We start from the raw sequence: 14633 nt of genomic DNA, 5'->3' as shown, positions 1-14633 counted from the left end.
CGCCGGAGGGGCGGGGGAGGGGGCGAGGGCGTCCACGGGTCTCCTTCAGGTCGGCAGGCCGAGGGCTCGGACGGTGAGGGCGTCGAGGGTATCGAGGAGCCGTCCGGCGTCCGCGTGGTCCCCCTGGACGAGCCACAGGTACAGCGAGTGGTCGACCATCGTGGCGAGCGCGCCGGCCGCCAGCTCGGGGTCGAGGTCCGCCGGCACGAGCCCCGCCCGCTGCCAGTGCTCGATCGCCTTCGCCGACCGCGCGGTCGAGGCGGCCCGGTGCTTGCGCCGCAGCTCCTGGAACTCGCCGTTGAACGTCGCGACCTGCTCGATGATCGCCATCATCTTCGCGTTGCGCAGGTAGCCCTCGTAGTAGGCGCGGTTGGCGCGGCGGACGCGGTCGGCGGGGGACGGGCCGGCCGCCGGTTCGAGGGGGTGCTCGGTCATGTCCGCGAAGAGCCGGTCGGCGAGCTCCAGGAACACCGCCTCCTTGGACGGGAAGTAGGTGTAGAAGGAGCCGTAGGCGACGCCGGCGTGCCGGGTGATGTGCGCGACGCGGGTCTCCAGGAACCCGCGCTCCTCGAACACCTCGCGCGCGGCGGCGAGGAGGCGCTCCCTGGTGCGGGCGCCGCGCTCGGTGCGCGGTGCCTGCTGCCCGCCCGGGGCGTCGCCGCTGCTCATGGCCGTGGTCCCTTCCGCCGTCTTGACAATCCGATGTTCGGAGGAACAGTATCCGAGCATCGGAAAAGTTGATATGACTGTCAAGTCAACTGCGGGAGGACGGTGACCGGGACCCGGCTTCGCGCCCGCGGTGAGGAGGTCTCATGACCGGCGGCAACACCGAGTTCGAGCTCGGTGGCATCAACCATCTGGCGCTCGTGTCGTCCGACATGAAGCGCACCATCGACTTCTACTCCGGCGTCCTCGGGATGCCGCTGATCAAGACGCTCGACCTGCCGGCCGGCCTGGGCCAGCACTTCTTCTTCGACTGCGGCGGCGGCGACTGCCTGGCGTTCTTCTGGTTCCCGGACGCGCCGGACCCCGTCCCCGGCATCTCCGCGCCCGCCGGCCGCCCCGAGCAGGGCGAGCTGCTCAGCGCCGTCGGCTCGATGAACCACGTGGCGTTCCACGTCCCCGTCGAGAAGTTCGAGGACTACCGGCGGCGGCTCAAGGAGAAGGGCGTCACGGTCAGCCCGATCCTGAACCACGACGACAGCCCGATGGGCATCTCCGCGGACGTGAACGAGGGCGTGTTCGTCCGCTCGTTCTACTTCCAGGACCCGGACGGGATCCTCCTCGAATTCGCCTGCTGGACGCGGACGTTCGACGAGTCCGACGTCTCCCACGAACCCAAGACCGCCGCCGACCGGACCATCCCGAAGGACGAGCATGCCCCGACTGCGTGAGGTGCCCCGCGCCGAGGTCACCGACGAGCTGATCCTCTTCTTCTACGACCACCTGTTCGCGCCGGACCGCGACCCGGCCGTCGACCACGGCACCGCCACCGGCTCGCCCGGCGACTGGTGGACGGTCTTCGCCCAGTCCCCGGACGTGTTCCGGCACGCGGTCAAGGGGTTCCAGCTCTACCGCAACGCCGACCTCGACCCCGTCCTCCGCGAGCTCGGCCAGTGCCGGGCCGGCTGGGCGCGCGGCAGCCAGTTCGTCTTCTCGCAGCACTGCAAGCAGATGCGGGCGCTCGGCATGCCCGAGGAGAAGATCGAGGCGATCCCGCACTGGCAGACGGCGGACTGCTACTCGCCGCTGGAGCGCGCCGTCCTCGCCTACACTGACGGCCTCGTCCTGGACGGCGGCCGCGTGGCCGACGCGATATTCGACGTCCTCCGCGAGCACCTCTCCGACAAGGAGATCCTCCAGCTCACCTACATCACCTGCATGTACGAGATGCACGCGACGATGTCGCGGGCGCTGCGGGTGGAGTTCGACGATCGTCCCGAGCCGGTCGTCGAGGTCGCGGCCCCCGAGGGCTACGGCGACCGCGACATCGCCGCCGACCTGACCGGGGGGTGAGGCCCGGGTGCCGTCCTGCGGGTCCGATGCAGGCCCGATCCGCCGCGCTTGACGGCGAAGTCGACGGCGGGAAAAGGAGCCGTGGCCCTCGTTTTTCTGGTGGCTTGAGTTTCCGCAGAAGATCAGCGGGAAATCTGGCTGCTAGAGGGAACGGAGGCGAATGGCATGGAGGTCGTTCTTGAAATGACCCTGCCGAGGAACGCCGAGAGCGCTCCGCTGGTGCGGCACACGCTCGATGCCTCGCTGCGCGGCCTCGGGGTGGCCTCGGAGATCCGTGCCGATATCGCGCTCGCATTGGGTGAGGCGTGCGCGAACGTCATCCAGCACGCGGCGAACGCGAAAGAGTACGAGGTCCGCGCGCGGATGGACGGGACGCGATGCGTCGTCGAGGTCATCGACGGGGGTTCGGTCGATGGAGCCCCGGTGGTGGGCGTCGGCGTGGCCGGTGTGGAGGCCGACTGGGGGAGTGAGCAGGCCCCGCCGCTGGCCGAGCACGGGCGGGGGCTCCAATTGATGAGGGCGTTCACGGAGGAACTGCACATCGCCGATCGCGTGCACCGGGAGGGCGCGATCGTGCACTTCGAGAAGTCGCTGGCGGTCTGACGGCGACGGCCCGGCGGAGAGGTTCCGCCGGGCCGTGCGCCAATACCTGTGGGCCGGTGCCCGTGGGCGGGTGCCCGTCAGCCGGTGACGGGCAGGTCGTGCTCGACCGGGGTCGGCGCGGGCGCGTCGGCCGGCTGCTCGGCCGGGCCGGACTTCCCGCAGGTCGCGGACGCGATCCGGACGAGCGCGGGCTTGCCCGGCAGCGGCAGTCGGAGCTCCATCGCGGTGACGGCGAGGCGGCCGTCGGCCATCCGCTCCTGCTTGTTGAGGGTGAGCGAGGTACGGCCGACGCCCTCCACGTCGACCGGGATCGTGGTGTTGGGCGGCGGGGAGGCGTCGAGGCGCTTGCCCGCGATCACGGCGCGGGCGAGGTGGGCCGAGCCGTGGCCGCCGCGGCACTTGGCGGTGACCGCGTCGGCCATGAGGTCCGCGGCCGGGACCGCGGCCTTCGCGACGGTGGACCGGGCGCGGGCGGCGGACGCGCTGACGTCCAGCGCGGACGCCTTGACGAGGTCGGTGCTCTCCTCGCGCAGCAGGCTCTTGCGGACCGTCTCCGTGGTGGAGGAGACGGCGGGCACCGGCGGGACGGACACCGGCCCGGAGGCCGTCAGCCCGTACGCGGAGCCCTCGCCCTGGGGCACGGCGCCCTGCGGGGCGGTGGCGAGGGCCGAGGCCGGGACGCTGACGAGTCCGGCGGCGAGCCCGGTCGTGACGAGCCCGGCGGCGAGGACGCCTCTGACGGCATGGCTGTAACGCATGAGTGTTTCTCCGATTTCCTTGGATCGTGGGAGTACCTGGCCGGCCGGTCAGCCGTCGATGAACACCAGGGAGCCGAGCGGGACCCGGGCGAGGGCCTTGAGCGCTGCGTCCGGCACCCGGACGCAGCCGTGCGTGACGGCCCTGCCGAACACGGAGGCGTCGGGCCAGCCGTGCAGCGCGACGGTGCCGGGACCGCCGCCGAAGGTGTCGAGGGTCGCCGAGTGGGTGCCGAGCGGCAGGACGATCGGGCTCGGCGCCTTCTCGTCCCGGGTGAGCGTGGCCATGAGGAACGTCCGGCCGGTCGGCGTCGGGGTCTCGGCACCGCCGATCGCGACCTTCCACCGGCCGACCTCCCGCGCGGACCTGAGCAGCGTGAGCCTCCGCTCGGCGAGGTCGACGCGGATCGTGTACGGGGTGCGCGCGGTCCGGACTCCGGTGCCGGAGATCCAGCCGGTGGCGCGGTTGGGCCGACTCGGCAGCAGCACCCGCCGCCAGTCGCCCGAGGTCTCGACCACGGGGACCCAGGTGGGGCCGCCCAGCTGCTTCGCGGGGAGGGTGGCGATGCGCCGCCCGTCCGGGCGGTCGAGCACGGGCACGGACCCGGCCGGGTGCACGACCAGGCCGTCGGTGGCGCCGCCGGGTGACGCGTCCTCGGGCGCGCCCTTGACGGTGGTGTACGTGGTCGCCTCGGGGACCTTGGCCGCGCGGGCCCGCCCGCCCTCTCCCGGACCGTTCTGGTCCGCGGCCGCGCCGCCCTCCTTCGCCGCCGCCGTGCCGGGTGACGAGCCGCCGCATCCGCCGAGCAGCAGCGCGGCGGCCACCGCCGGGACGAGCCCGGCGGTGACGGCGCGGCGAGAGAGCCGCGGGGGATTATTGGTCGCCATGAGCGGCGATATTAGCGGCGGGAACCCGATGCGTAGCGGAAATGGCGAAGTTTTGCGCGGCGCCGGTCCCGAGAATGGCGATATTCTCTAACATCCTGGAGAATTCGGCGTGCTCCGACTCATCCGGCAAAACGGATTATTCACGATGGATTCACGCGAGCAGCGAAACGGAGCCGCCGTTGACGTCGGGGTCGGACGCGGCGGCCTGGAACTCCGCCAGCCCCCACAGCAGCGCGGCCCGCGCGGGCGCCGGCATCGAGGCCAGTATCCGGGCCAGGTCCTCGCGCCGCCGCACCCGGAGCCGGTCGAGCAGCGCCTCCCCGTCGGCGCTCAGGCGTACCGTGACCTCGCGGCGGTCGCGGCCGTGGTCGCGGGTCAGCAGCCCGGACGCCTCCAGCCGGTCGCACAGCCGGCTCGCCGACGACACCAGCGCGCCGAGCTCCTCCGCGAGCCGGCTCACGTTGACCGGACCGCGCTCCACGACGAATAGTGCGCGTAGCTGAGTCGAGGGAACGGGTACATCTGGGGAGTTGTGCGCACTGGACCAGACGCTCGTCAGGGTCGAGGCGGCGTCGTCGAGCGCCGCCAAGGACTCCGCCGTGCCATCACTCGACGTGTCCACCATGCCTTCCACTGTTACATAAGAAGCCGTCCGGGGCATCCGGCAGGGCACGGTCCCGCGGGGCCCGCCGGGCGGCGCCGTCCCCCACCTGGCAAGGATTCCGATGTATGACGAACCGCCGGAGAAAGATTTCGCGGCGATCGCGCGGGCCCTGTGGGCCGCCGCTCCGCACGAGCTGATCGAGGTCGCGGCCGGGCTGCTCGAACGCCATGCGCACGGGACCGGCGCCGAGGTGCTGCTCATCGACTACCGGCAGGCGCACCTGGTCCGGACGGTCCCCGGCCGCCCGGAGCTCTCGGTCGACAACACCGCGCCGGGACGGGCGTTCGCCTCGCAGCGGATCGTCCGGGAACCGCCGGCCCCGGACGGCGGCCGGGTCGTCCACCTGCCGCTGACCGTGCAGGGCGAGCGGCTGGGGGTGCTGAGCGTCCGCCTCCTCGCCGGCGAGCCGCCCTGGCTGGCGGAGTTCGCCGTCGCCGCCGCCCGCGCGTTGAAGATCGCGAACCAGGCCACGGACCTGTACCGGCGCCTGCGGCGGCGGGGCAGGCTGACGGTGGCGGCCGAGATGCAGTGGGACCTGCTGCCCGCGCCGTCCTTCGACTCCGCCGAGTTCCGCTTCGCCGGGCAGCTCGAACCCGCCTACGCGGTGTGGGGCGACAGCTTCGACTGGACCTCGTCCGAGGACCGGCTGACGCTGACCGTCAGCAACGGCACGGGATCGGGGACGGAGGCGGCGGCGCTGACCGGCCTGGCGATCAGCGCGCTGCGCAACGCGCGGCGGTCCGGCGCCGGCATCGCCGAGCAGGCCGCGCTCGCCGACCAGACCCTGTTCGCGCGGCACCGCGGCGAGCGGCACATGGAGACGCTCCTGCTGGAGTTCGAGCTCGCCACCGGGCTGGTCCGGGTGGTCGACGCGGGCTCGCCGGTCATCCTGCGCATGCGCGGGAGCGCGATCGACCGCATCGGGTTCGACGCGCAGATGCCGCTCGGGATGTTCGGCGACACCGGGTACGTCACCGAGGAGTTCACCGCCGAGCCGGGGGACCGGCTGGTCGTCGTCAGCGACGGGGTGAACGACGCCCTGTCCCCGGCGGGCGAGCGGTACGGGGAGCACGCCCTGGCGCGGGCCCTGCGCCGCACCCGGCTGCAGGACCCGCCCGAGGCCGCCCGCACCGTGATCCGGCACTTCCTCGCCCATCACGGGGACGGCGAGCCGACCGACGACGCGGTGATCGTCTGCGTCGACTGGACCGGCCGGGACGGCTGAGGGCGGGCGCGGCTGAGGGCGTAGCGGCTGAGGGCGGGTGCGGCCGGCGGGTCAGCGCGGGAGCTTGACCACCGTCACGAAGAAGTCGTCGATCCGGCGGACCACGGAGATGAACTGGTCGAAGTCGACCGGCTTGGTGACGTAGGCGTTGGCGTGCAGGTTGTAGCTGCGCAGGATGTCCTCGTCGGCCTCCGACGTGGTGAGCACGACTACGGGGATGCGGCGCAGGTCATCGTCGTGCTTGATCTCCTCCAGCACCTCCCGGCCGTCCTTGCGCGGCAGGTTGAGGTCGAGCAGGATCAGGTCGGGGCGCGGGGCCTCCGGGTACTCGCCCTCCCGGCGCAGGAAGTCCATGGCCTGCTCGCCGTCGTTGACGACGTGCAGCGAGTTGTTGACCTTGTTGTGCTCGAACGCCTCCACGGTGAGCAGGACGTCGCCGGGGTCGTCCTCCACGAGCAGGACCTCTATCGGGCGCGGGCCGTCGTTCATGTATGTCCTCGCTCGTTGTTCGGTGTGCCGGCGCGTTTGCCGCCACCTGCGTGTCCGTTGTGATCGGCGCCGCCGGAGGCCACTGCCACCGGTACGCGGTCGGCCGGCAGCGTCCAGTGGAACACGGTGCCGGGCTCGTCGCCGTTGCCGTCGGGGGCGAGCCAGATACGGCCCCCGTGGTACTCGACGATCTTCTTGCAGAGGGCCAGGCCGATGCCCGTGCCCGCGTACTCGTCGCGCGGATGGAGCCGCTGGAAGATCAGGAAGATCCGCTCGGCGTAGCGGGGCTCGATGCCGATGCCGTTGTCGGCGCAGCGGAACTCCCACTCGTCCCCGGCGCGGTGGGCGTCGATGACGACGCGGGGCGGCACGCCCTCGCGGCGGAACTTGATCGCGTTGCCGATGAGGTTCTGGAAGAGCTGGGTGAGCTGGGTCCGGTCGCCGGACACCTCCGGCAGGTCGCCGACCTCGATCTCGGCGCCGGTCTCCTCCCGCAGCGTCTCCACGTTGTCCAGCGCGTGCCGGGCGACATCGTTGAGGTCGACCGACTCCTCCGGCCGCGACATGCGGCCCACCCTGGAGAAGCTCAGCAGGTCGTTGATGAGCGCCTGCATGCGCTTCGCTCCGTCCACGGCGAACGCGATGTACTGCTGCCCGCGCTCGTCGAGCTGGTCCCCGTACCGGCGCTCGATCATCTGGCAGAAGCTCGCCACCTTGCGCAGCGGCTCCTGGAGGTCGTGGCTGGCGACGTAGGCGAACTGCTCCAGCTCGGCGTTGGAGCGGCGCAGCTCCTCGGTCTGCTCGTCGAGCTGCCGGGTCTTGTCGACGCTGGCCCGCCACTCGTCGATGATCCGGGTGCGCATCGCGTCGATGATCGCCGCGAGTTCGTTGATCTCCGCCGGTCCGGGCACGTCCAGCGGGTGCGCGAAGTCGCCCTGGGACACCGCGCGGACCCGTCCGGTCAGCGACGACACGGGGGTCAGCACGGTCCGGCGGATCAGCATCGCGAGGGCGAGCGCGGCCACCACGACCAGGGCGAGCGCGGCGCCGGTCGACCACATCGCCGTTGCCGCGCGGGAACGCAGCCGGTCGGCGGCCCGGTCGTGCACCCGGGTGACACTGGCCTGCAGCGGCGTGAGGTCGCCGCGCGCCCGGTTGAGCAGCCGCCGCGCCTCCCTGCCCTCCGCGCGGCCGATGCCCTCCCCGCCGGGACCGGCGGCGATCCGCTCGGCGTATCCGGTCCGCCATGCGTCCGCGTCGGCGCGGGTCCGGTCGAGGAGGCGGTAGACGTCGGCGCTGCCCGGCACCCCGGCCAGCAGCTCGCGCATCGTCGCGGCGGCCTCCTTCTCCCGCTCGACCGCCGCGCGGTACTCGGCGAGATGGGCCTCCCCGCCGTCCTGGGCGTAGTCGCGGATCGCCGCGTCCTGGGTGGTCAGCGCGGAGGAGAGCCGGAACTGCTGCAGCGCCGCCGGGTCGACCTGCTCGACGAGCACGTCGCGCGCCCGGTGGTTCTCGAACAGGGCCATCCCGGCCTGCACGAACGCGGCGAGCAGGAGCAGGCCGAGGACGAACGAGCCGATCCGGTAGATCTGGACGAGCCGCAGCCGGCCCATCCCGTGCCCCTGGGGGACGTCCCCGGCGGGCAGCACGATCGCCGGCCCGGAGAGCGTGATCCTCCGTCTCCGCTCCGCGTCCGGCGGCGCCTCGTGCTCGTGCTCGTGCTCGTGCTCGGGCGGGTTCGCGGTCATCAGGCATCCCCCCGGCTCAGCAGCAGGACGGCCAGGTCGTCGGCCAGGACATCGCCGTTCAGCCGCTCGGCCTCCGCGATGAGCCCGTCGACGAGTATCTCGCCGCGCCGCCCGTCCCCGTACGCGATCTTCGCCAGTTCCAGCAGCCCGGCCAGGTCGAGGTACCCGCCGCCGGCGGAGCCCTCGATCAGCCCGTCGGTGTAGAGCAGCAGCCCCCACGAGTCGCCGAGTTCGAGGTCAAGGGCGGGCCAGTCCACGCCGGGGAACAGCCCGAGCGCGGGGCCGTGCGGCTCGTCGGGGACGGGCTCGACCCCGCCCGGGCCGAAGAACAGCGGGCGCGGATGCCCGGCGCGGTGCAGCCGGGCGCTGCGCCGGTCCGGGGCGATCGTCAGCGTGACCACCGTGGTGAAGATCTCATCGCTCCAGCGCTCGTGCTGCAGCACGGCGTCGAGCGTGTCGAGCAGCCGCGGCCCGGTGTGCCCGGCGAGGACGAGCGTGCGCCACGCCATGCGGAGCCGGACCCCGAGGGACGCCTCGTCCGCGCCGTGCCCGCTGACGTCGCCGATCACGACGTGGACCGCGCCGTCATCGGTCTCCACGGTGTCGTGGAAGTCGCCGCCGAGCAGCGCGCGGTCGCGTCCCGGCCGGTACCGGGTGTGGTGCCGCAGCGCCGTGTCCTTCAGGATCGGGACGGGCAGCAGGCCGCGTTCCAGCCGGGCGTTCTCCCGGCTCAGCGCCCGCGCCTCCACCAGCTGCCGCTCGGACTCGTCGGCGCGCTTGCGCTCGATGGCGTAGCTGATCGCCCGGGTGAGCAGGGCGCCGTCGACGTCCTGCTTGACCAGGTAGTCCTGTGCTCCGGCGGCGACGGCCTCCACCCCGACGTGGGCGTCGGCGAGGCCGGTCAGCACGAGGACGGCGATGGACGGCGCGTGCGCGCGCATCCGGCGCAGCGCGTCGAGGCCGTCGGCGTCCGGCAGCGACAGGTCGACGATGACGCACTGGATGTCGGGCCGCAGTGCGTCGATGGCCTCGGCGAGCGTGGTCGCGACGGTGATCCGCACGTGCGGCTGCGCCTCGCTCAGCAGTTCCTCGAACAGGAAGGCGTCGCCGGGGTCGTCCTCGACGAGTAGCAGGTGGGGGGAACCGGCCACACCGAGAAGTCGTTCCGCGCCGCGACTGTGCATCGCGGTCATCGATCAGCTCCTTCGGCAGGGCACGGCGACCGGACATCAGGCGTGGTAGTCGCTTGCCATCGAGCAAATATTAGAGGTACCCGGGCGGCTTGATGCACCTCATCGACGGACGTATCACCCGAACATACCGTTCACGGACTCAACGGTCCTTGTGCCGGGCGTAGTACCGGGCGACGCGGGCGCGGTTCCCGCAGCGCGCCGCGGAGCACCAGCGGCGGCGCGGATGCGCGGGCAGGAAGAGCAGCGTGCAGTCGTCGGCCGCGCAGGCCCGGACGCCGCCGATCGCCGGGTCGGCGAGGAACTCCGCGGCGTCCTCGGCGAGGTGCGCGGCGAGTCGCGCACCGTACCCGCCGGTGCGCCGGACGCTCGCGGTGACGGCCGTCCCGTCCCAGGCCAGGTGCTTGATCGCCGGTGCCCGCGACTGGGCGTCGTTGAGTCCGTCGAGCGCCTCGCCGGGCGGCCGCTCGCCCCTGCGCGCCCGGTCGACCGCGGTGGCGACATGGTCGCGGACGGCGTGGACCGCCGCGAGGTCCTCTTCGGTGAGCGGGCCGGTCCCCGGCTGCGGCACCCGGTCGCCCTGGAGGGCCAGCCAGGCGGCGAGCCCGTCCGGCGCGGCGATCAGGTCGCCGGTGGCCGGACGGGTGTTGACCAGGTCCAGCGCGAGCGGCTCCCCGGTCAGCGGCACGAGATCGCCCATAGGAGCTAATGGTACATCCGCTCATTGACACGTTAGGCGGGGCCAGGTTGTACTAATGCATCATCTGACATAGGAGGCATGTGATGACGCTCGCCCTGCCCGCCCGAACCGCGCACCGGCACGTTGACGTGGACGGCGTCCGGATCTTCTACCGGGAGTCCCTGCCCGAGACCCTCGACGCGCCCGTGCTGCTCCTGCTGCACGGTTTCCCGTCCGCCTCGCACCAGTACCGGCGCCTGATCGACGTGCTCGGGGCCCGCTACCGGCTGATCGCCCCCGACTACCCGGGCTTCGGGCACAGCGACGTCCCGGAACCCGCGTCCACCGGTGGGACGTTCGCCTACACCTTCGACGGGCTCGCCGACGTCATGGAGGGGTTCGTCCAGCGGCTGGGGCTCGACCGGTTCGCCATGTACGTCTTCGACTTCGGCGCGCCGGTCGGGTTCCGGCTGGCCCTGCGGCACCCGGAACGGATCGCGGGGCTGATCGTCCAGAACGGCAACGCCTACGAGGAGGGGCTCTCCCGGGAAGCGGCCGAATTCATCTCCCTGCGCCCGCACATGGAGGGCGCGGAGAAGGCGGTCCGCGATCTCCTGACACTGCCCTCGACACGGGCGCAGTACGAGGGCGGCACCCGCGACCCCGAAATGATCGCCCCCGACGGCTGGACGCTCGACCAGCATTTCCTGGACCTGCCCGGCCGGACGAGGCCCCAGATAGACCTGGCCTTCGACTACATCTCGAACGTCGAGCGGTACCCGGAATGGCAGGAGTGGCTGCGCGAGCACGCCCCGCCGGCCCTCATCCTCTGGGGCCGCGACGACGCGTTCTTCCCCGAACCCGGTGCGCACGCCTACCTGCGCGACCTTCCGGACGCCGGCCTGCACGTCTTCGACACCGGCCATTTCGCGCTGGAGGACCGCCTCCGCGAGATCGCCCCGCTCGTCGCCGACTTCCTCGACGGTGTCGCCGCCGGTTCACACCGCGCGTAACGATGGCCGTCCCCGCGCCACTACCTGGTGACGTGAACATCCGGACGGACGGAGGCGCAGGCGGTGGCAGACCAGGCCCCTGAGGGGCGAACGGGCGGTGCGCGTGACTCCCGATGAGAAGCGCTTCACCGCGATCTACGACGCCTGCCGCCAGCACGTGTGGGCGTACGCGGTCAGCCGCGCCGGGCGGCAGGTCGCGGACGAGGTGGTGAGCGAGACCTTCGCGGTCGCGTGGCGGCGCCTGGCCGACGTCCCCGACCCGGCGCTGCCGTGGCTGCTGGGCGTCGCGCGCAACGTCCTGCGCGACAGCCACCGCGCGGACGTGCGGCGCGAGTCGTTCGCCTACGAGGTCGGGCGGTGGACGGCTCGTCCCGCGGGGGACATCGCCGAGGACGTGGCGGAACGGCTCGCGGTCCTGCGCGCGATGGCGACCCTGCCGGAAGGCGACAGGGAGATCCTGATCCTCGTCGCCTGGCACGGGCTGGCCCCCCGCGACGCCGCCAAGGTCGTCGGCTGCTCGCCCGCCGCGCTGCGGGTCCGGCTGCACCGGGCGAGGCGGCGGCTCCTCCGCGCGGCGGACGCCGCCCCGGGGGACAGGGGCCAGGAGGAGAAGCAACAGGGCGCCCGGCCCGGGACACGTCCGCAGGTGGGAATCATCGGTGAGGAGATGTCATGAACGACGTGCTGCGGACCCTGAGCGAGGCACGCCCCGACGAACTGAATCCGGACGCCCCGGTCGGCCACGACGTCCGGCGGATGGAGCTGGCACGCGCCATGACCGCCGACAATGTCACGGCCGCCCGCGGGAAGCGCCGCCGTGTCCGCCCGGTGTGGGGCCTGGGCCTCGCCGGGGCGGTGGCGGCCGGCGCGCTGGTCGCGGTGACGGTGCTCCCGGCCGGGACCGGACCCGCCGGCGACCCCGGCGGCGGGCAGGGCGTCGACGCGAAGACCGTCCTGCTCGCCGCCGCCGGGAGGGCGGACGGGCAGCCGGACACCGTCCGCGCGTACTGGTACCGGGTCCTGGTCTCGTCGAATACCCACGTGGTGGGGAGCGCCGGAGCCCGCTACACCATGGTGACCAGGGAGCGGCAGGAGACCTGGATGCCGAGTGATCCGGACGGCAAGCCGCGGACCCGGTACCAGTACCTGGGCGCGAAGCCCGCGACGGAGGCGGACGCCGAGGCGTGGCGGCGGGCCGGGTCGCCGCGCCGCTTCGAGGTCGAGCTGCCGATCGCGCCGGGCAGCAAGGTCAAGAAGCCGCGTTTCGTGTTCGAGGCCGGGCCCGGTCGCGTGCGGAGCACGAACGGAACGCCGACGGTGAGCGGGGACAAGATCTACTGGATCGGCCACAACGTGACCATGCGGGAAGTGCAGTCGCTGCCGGCCGACCCGGAACGGCTGAAGGCCGAGCTGATGCGCTGGTACGACGGCCGCGGCACCGAGGGCGGCGGCCCGGCGCGGGCCGAACTGTGGCTCTACAACGTCGCGCAGGGGCTCGTCATGGAGCTGCCGGTGCGGCCGCAGGTCCGGGCCGCCGCCTTCCGGATGCTGGCGGGGCTGCCGTCGGTGAAGTCCCTCGGCAGGGTGCGTGATCCACAGGGCAGGGCGGGGGACGCCGTCGCGGTGGACTGGAAGACGCCCGGCGGCGTGGTCCGGCACCGAATGATCATCGATTCGTCCACCGGGTCCGCGCTGGCCACGGAGAACATCATGCTGAAGCCGAAGGACGGGAAAGGCGGCCCGGCCGGGCGGGCAATGAGCTCGGTCGTCACGCTCACCGCGGAATGGACGGACTCGGGCCCGCGGTAACGGCCCCGGAGTTCGGGACGGCAAGGGGCGGCGCCCACCGGGTGCCGTCCCTTTCGGGGCGTCCCGGCAATGTTTTGCGGCCGGTCTGTGATCAGGCGCTTCGGGGGGTGTGGCGGGCGGCTTTCTGGGCGGCTCTCCGCTGGGCCGCGTTGGCCCTGGCGCGGTTCAGGCTTTCCCTGACCTTGGCGGCGCCGCGCGCGGCGGTAACGGTGTCCTTGGCGCGGCCGGCGTAAACCGCGAGGACCTCCGCGACGGGCGGCGGCTGCCATTCCTCCTTCTGGACGATGGGCAGCAGCGGGACGGCGGTGGCGGCGGAGTTTCCAGGCACGGGGACGAGCGCGAGAAGCGATTGGCAGTGCGGGCACTGCGCCCCCGGATGGGTGTCTCTGCTCATACCACAAATCATTACCCAGGGGTCTGACAAAACAGCCCCGCATTCCCCGGCGGGAAAGGTTATGCCCGCCCGCCGCGGCGCAGCCAGGACCGCTTGGGCGCGCCCCCGCCGCCGGCGGGCCGTCGAGGCAGGGCGCATCCGCCCAGGTCAACCCCGGTCACCTCAAGCAGCGCGGCGTCGGTACGCAGCAGCGACGTGAGCCGGACGCCCGCCGGCGGCCACGACGGTTCCATGACCCCCGGGATCGGCTCGGACAGCGAACGCACCGATGCAACCCCCGTGAAGGCGGCGTCCTCCAGGTCCAGTTCCGCGTACCGGAGCCCGAACTCGGCGTCACCGTGCACGGTCGCCCCGCGCGCCGTGACGTGCCGTGCCGCCGCGTGGACGTGCAGCCCGCCGTGCACGACGGCGTCGGCCAGCGAGATCCCCCCGATCGCGACCAGCGGTCCCAGCCGCAGCCCCCGCCGGAACTTCGCCCGCTCGAACCGCGCGTACCGCGCCACCCGCACACGCCGGAACGAGGCGGCCCCACCGAACGCCGCCGCCTGCATCCCCGCATCCCGCCCGAACGCGGCGTGGTCGAAGGAGACCGAGCCCACGAACGCCGCGTGCCGGAACGACACATCGACATGCCAGCGCGCCCCGCTGAACACCGCATCCCCGACGAACACCGTCTCCTCGAACGAGGCATGCCGATGGAAACGAGCCCCCTGGAAGGAGGCGTCCCGCCCGAACCGCACGTCCCGGAACGAGGCGTTGCCGAAGAACCGCGCGTCATGGAACGAAGCGACCCCGAGAAAGCAGGCCCCGTCGAACGAACTGTCCCCCTCCACACAGAGGCCCCGCAGTGCCGCATCGGAAGGCAGCACGGCCCCGTCGAGCCGAGTACGCCCCAGGTGAGGCCGCCCGTCAGGCCCGGTAACGGCATCCAGCACCGCCTCAAGCAGCCAGGAGGGAACGGTGACGCCCCGCAGATCGACCTCGGCCCCAGGACGCAGCGCCCCCATGAACCGCTCGAACTCCCGAGGGCTCAGATGCGCCGGACACCCCCCGTCCGGCTCCACGGCACGCCCCGTACACCCGGCAACAGCCGAACACCGAGCCCAGAACAAGGAGGCGGGAGACGTTTCACGAGCGACCACGCCCCCCTTGTGCCCACC

Annotated in this window: 17 protein-coding genes; 7 read left to right on the top strand and 10 right to left on the bottom strand. The window is 72.5% G+C overall.

Annotation, left to right across the window (positions count from 1 at the left end; translation table 11 throughout):
• Positions 1-45: 45 nt before the first annotated feature.
• Positions 46-669 (bottom strand): TetR/AcrR family transcriptional regulator, encoded by a 624-nt coding sequence (locus tag E1266_RS27560; RefSeq protein ID WP_132051886.1) that lies wholly within the window; start codon positions 667-669, stop codon positions 46-48.
• A gap of 143 nt (positions 670-812) precedes the next feature.
• Between E1266_RS27560 and E1266_RS27555 the strand changes: the two genes are divergently transcribed.
• The 3 genes from E1266_RS27555 (at position 813) to E1266_RS27545 (ending at position 2619) form a co-directional block, all read left to right on the top strand.
• A complete protein-coding gene (locus tag E1266_RS27555; RefSeq protein WP_132051884.1) occupies positions 813-1394 on the top strand; it encodes a VOC family protein in 582 nt (193 codons plus the stop codon).
• Complete coding sequence (locus tag E1266_RS27550) at positions 1378-2016, top strand: carboxymuconolactone decarboxylase family protein (protein WP_132051882.1); 639 nt, start codon at positions 1378-1380, stop codon at positions 2014-2016. Before E1266_RS27555 ends, E1266_RS27550 begins: the two co-directional genes overlap by 17 nt.
• Before the next feature lie 165 nt (positions 2017-2181).
• Positions 2182-2619, top strand: coding sequence for an ATP-binding protein (locus E1266_RS27545; RefSeq protein ID WP_132051880.1), 438 nt, complete (start codon positions 2182-2184; stop codon positions 2617-2619).
• 77 nt (positions 2620-2696) lie between these two features.
• Here E1266_RS27545 and E1266_RS27540 read toward each other — a convergent pair whose 3' ends face one another.
• The 3 genes from E1266_RS27540 to E1266_RS27530 all read right to left on the bottom strand — a co-directional run bounded on the left by E1266_RS27540 (position 2697) and on the right by E1266_RS27530 (position 4887).
• Complete coding sequence (locus E1266_RS27540; protein WP_132051878.1) at positions 2697-3377, bottom strand: choice-of-anchor P family protein; 681 nt, start codon at positions 3375-3377, stop codon at positions 2697-2699.
• Positions 3378-3425: 48 nt separating this feature from the next.
• The gene (locus tag E1266_RS27535; protein WP_132051876.1) at positions 3426-4262 is read right to left on the bottom strand and encodes a L,D-transpeptidase; all 837 of its coding nucleotides are present in this window, start codon (positions 4260-4262) and stop codon (positions 3426-3428) included.
• A 151-nt stretch (positions 4263-4413) separates the two neighbouring features.
• Positions 4414-4887: a MarR family transcriptional regulator gene (locus E1266_RS27530; protein ID WP_132051874.1), complete on the bottom strand. Its 474-nt coding sequence runs from the start codon at positions 4885-4887 to the stop codon at positions 4414-4416.
• A gap of 100 nt (positions 4888-4987) precedes the next feature.
• On the opposite strand from E1266_RS27530, the gene E1266_RS27525 reads away from it, so the two are divergent.
• Positions 4988-6151: a PP2C family protein-serine/threonine phosphatase gene (locus E1266_RS27525; protein WP_132051872.1), complete on the top strand. Its 1164-nt coding sequence runs from the start codon at positions 4988-4990 to the stop codon at positions 6149-6151.
• Between the two features lie 51 nt (positions 6152-6202).
• Here the strand turns inward: E1266_RS27525 and E1266_RS27520 are convergent, their stop codons facing one another.
• From E1266_RS27520 to E1266_RS27505, 4 genes are all read right to left on the bottom strand, one after another.
• Positions 6203-6640: a response regulator gene (locus E1266_RS27520; protein WP_132051870.1), complete on the bottom strand. Its 438-nt coding sequence runs from the start codon at positions 6638-6640 to the stop codon at positions 6203-6205.
• Positions 6637-8388 carry an ATP-binding protein gene (locus tag E1266_RS27515; RefSeq protein ID WP_243718945.1) on the bottom strand — a complete coding sequence of 584 codons (1752 nt, stop codon included), beginning with the start codon at positions 8386-8388 and terminating at the stop codon, positions 6637-6639. Before E1266_RS27515 ends, E1266_RS27520 begins: the two co-directional genes overlap by 4 nt.
• On the bottom strand, positions 8388-9581 hold the full coding sequence (locus E1266_RS27510) for a fused response regulator/phosphatase (RefSeq protein ID WP_243718944.1): 1194 nt from the start codon (positions 9579-9581) through the stop codon (positions 8388-8390). The genes E1266_RS27515 and E1266_RS27510 overlap by 1 nt, the downstream gene beginning before the upstream one ends.
• Positions 9582-9720: 139 nt before the next feature.
• A complete protein-coding gene (locus E1266_RS27505; RefSeq protein WP_132051868.1) occupies positions 9721-10278 on the bottom strand; it encodes an ABATE domain-containing protein in 558 nt (185 codons plus the stop codon).
• 83 nt (positions 10279-10361) lie between these two features.
• On the opposite strand from E1266_RS27505, the gene E1266_RS27500 reads away from it, so the two are divergent.
• From E1266_RS27500 to E1266_RS27490, 3 genes are all read left to right on the top strand, one after another.
• Positions 10362-11270, top strand: a complete 909-nt coding sequence (locus E1266_RS27500; RefSeq protein ID WP_132051866.1) for an alpha/beta hydrolase — start codon at positions 10362-10364, stop codon at positions 11268-11270.
• 103 nt (positions 11271-11373) lie between these two features.
• The gene (locus E1266_RS27495) at positions 11374-11946 is read left to right on the top strand and encodes a sigma-70 family RNA polymerase sigma factor (RefSeq protein ID WP_243718942.1); all 573 of its coding nucleotides are present in this window, start codon (positions 11374-11376) and stop codon (positions 11944-11946) included.
• On the top strand, positions 11943-13079 hold the full coding sequence (locus E1266_RS27490) for a CU044_5270 family protein (RefSeq protein WP_132051864.1): 1137 nt from the start codon (positions 11943-11945) through the stop codon (positions 13077-13079). Before E1266_RS27495 ends, E1266_RS27490 begins: the two co-directional genes overlap by 4 nt.
• Before the next feature lie 91 nt (positions 13080-13170).
• On the opposite strand, the gene E1266_RS27485 is transcribed toward E1266_RS27490, so the two are convergent.
• Both E1266_RS27485 and E1266_RS27480 read right to left on the bottom strand, forming a co-directional pair.
• A complete protein-coding gene (locus E1266_RS27485; protein WP_165966234.1) occupies positions 13171-13473 on the bottom strand; it encodes a hypothetical protein in 303 nt (100 codons plus the stop codon).
• Between the two features lie 59 nt (positions 13474-13532).
• Entirely contained in the window at positions 13533-14306 is a 774-nt protein-coding gene (locus tag E1266_RS27480; protein ID WP_165966233.1) for a pentapeptide repeat-containing protein, read from the bottom strand.
• Between the last annotated feature and the right edge of the window lie 327 nt (positions 14307-14633).

The organism is Actinomadura sp. 7K534 (assembly GCF_004348575.1).
GTDB classification, from domain to species: domain Bacteria; phylum Actinomycetota; class Actinomycetes; order Streptosporangiales; family Streptosporangiaceae; genus Spirillospora; species Spirillospora livida.
This window is presented reverse-complemented; position numbering and strand designations above follow the sequence as displayed.

Bases quoted from the DNA above. Each gene is read 5' to 3' on its own strand.
- E1266_RS27560 (WP_132051886.1), bottom strand. From the start codon at position 669: ATGAGCAGCGGCGACGCCCCGGGCGGGCAGCAGGCACCGCGCACCGAG.
- E1266_RS27555 (WP_132051884.1), top strand. From the start codon at position 813: ATGACCGGCGGCAACACCGAGTTCGAGCTCGGTGGCATCAACCATCTG.
- E1266_RS27550 (WP_132051882.1), top strand. From the start codon at position 1,378: ATGCCCCGACTGCGTGAGGTGCCCCGCGCCGAGGTCACCGACGAGCTG.
- E1266_RS27545 (WP_132051880.1), top strand. From the start codon at position 2,182: ATGGAGGTCGTTCTTGAAATGACCCTGCCGAGGAACGCCGAGAGCGCT.
- E1266_RS27540 (WP_132051878.1), bottom strand. From the start codon at position 3,377: ATGCGTTACAGCCATGCCGTCAGAGGCGTCCTCGCCGCCGGGCTCGTC.
- E1266_RS27535 (WP_132051876.1), bottom strand. From the start codon at position 4,262: ATGGCGACCAATAATCCCCCGCGGCTCTCTCGCCGCGCCGTCACCGCC.
- E1266_RS27530 (WP_132051874.1), bottom strand. From the start codon at position 4,887: ATGGTGGACACGTCGAGTGATGGCACGGCGGAGTCCTTGGCGGCGCTC.
- E1266_RS27525 (WP_132051872.1), top strand. From the start codon at position 4,988: ATGTATGACGAACCGCCGGAGAAAGATTTCGCGGCGATCGCGCGGGCC.
- E1266_RS27520 (WP_132051870.1), bottom strand. From the start codon at position 6,640: ATGAACGACGGCCCGCGCCCGATAGAGGTCCTGCTCGTGGAGGACGAC.
- E1266_RS27515 (WP_243718945.1), bottom strand. From the start codon at position 8,388: ATGACCGCGAACCCGCCCGAGCACGAGCACGAGCACGAGCACGAGGCG.
- E1266_RS27510 (WP_243718944.1), bottom strand. From the start codon at position 9,581: ATGACCGCGATGCACAGTCGCGGCGCGGAACGACTTCTCGGTGTGGCC.
- E1266_RS27505 (WP_132051868.1), bottom strand. From the start codon at position 10,278: ATGGGCGATCTCGTGCCGCTGACCGGGGAGCCGCTCGCGCTGGACCTG.
- E1266_RS27500 (WP_132051866.1), top strand. From the start codon at position 10,362: ATGACGCTCGCCCTGCCCGCCCGAACCGCGCACCGGCACGTTGACGTG.
- E1266_RS27490 (WP_132051864.1), top strand. From the start codon at position 11,943: ATGAACGACGTGCTGCGGACCCTGAGCGAGGCACGCCCCGACGAACTG.
- E1266_RS27485 (WP_165966234.1), bottom strand. From the start codon at position 13,473: ATGAGCAGAGACACCCATCCGGGGGCGCAGTGCCCGCACTGCCAATCG.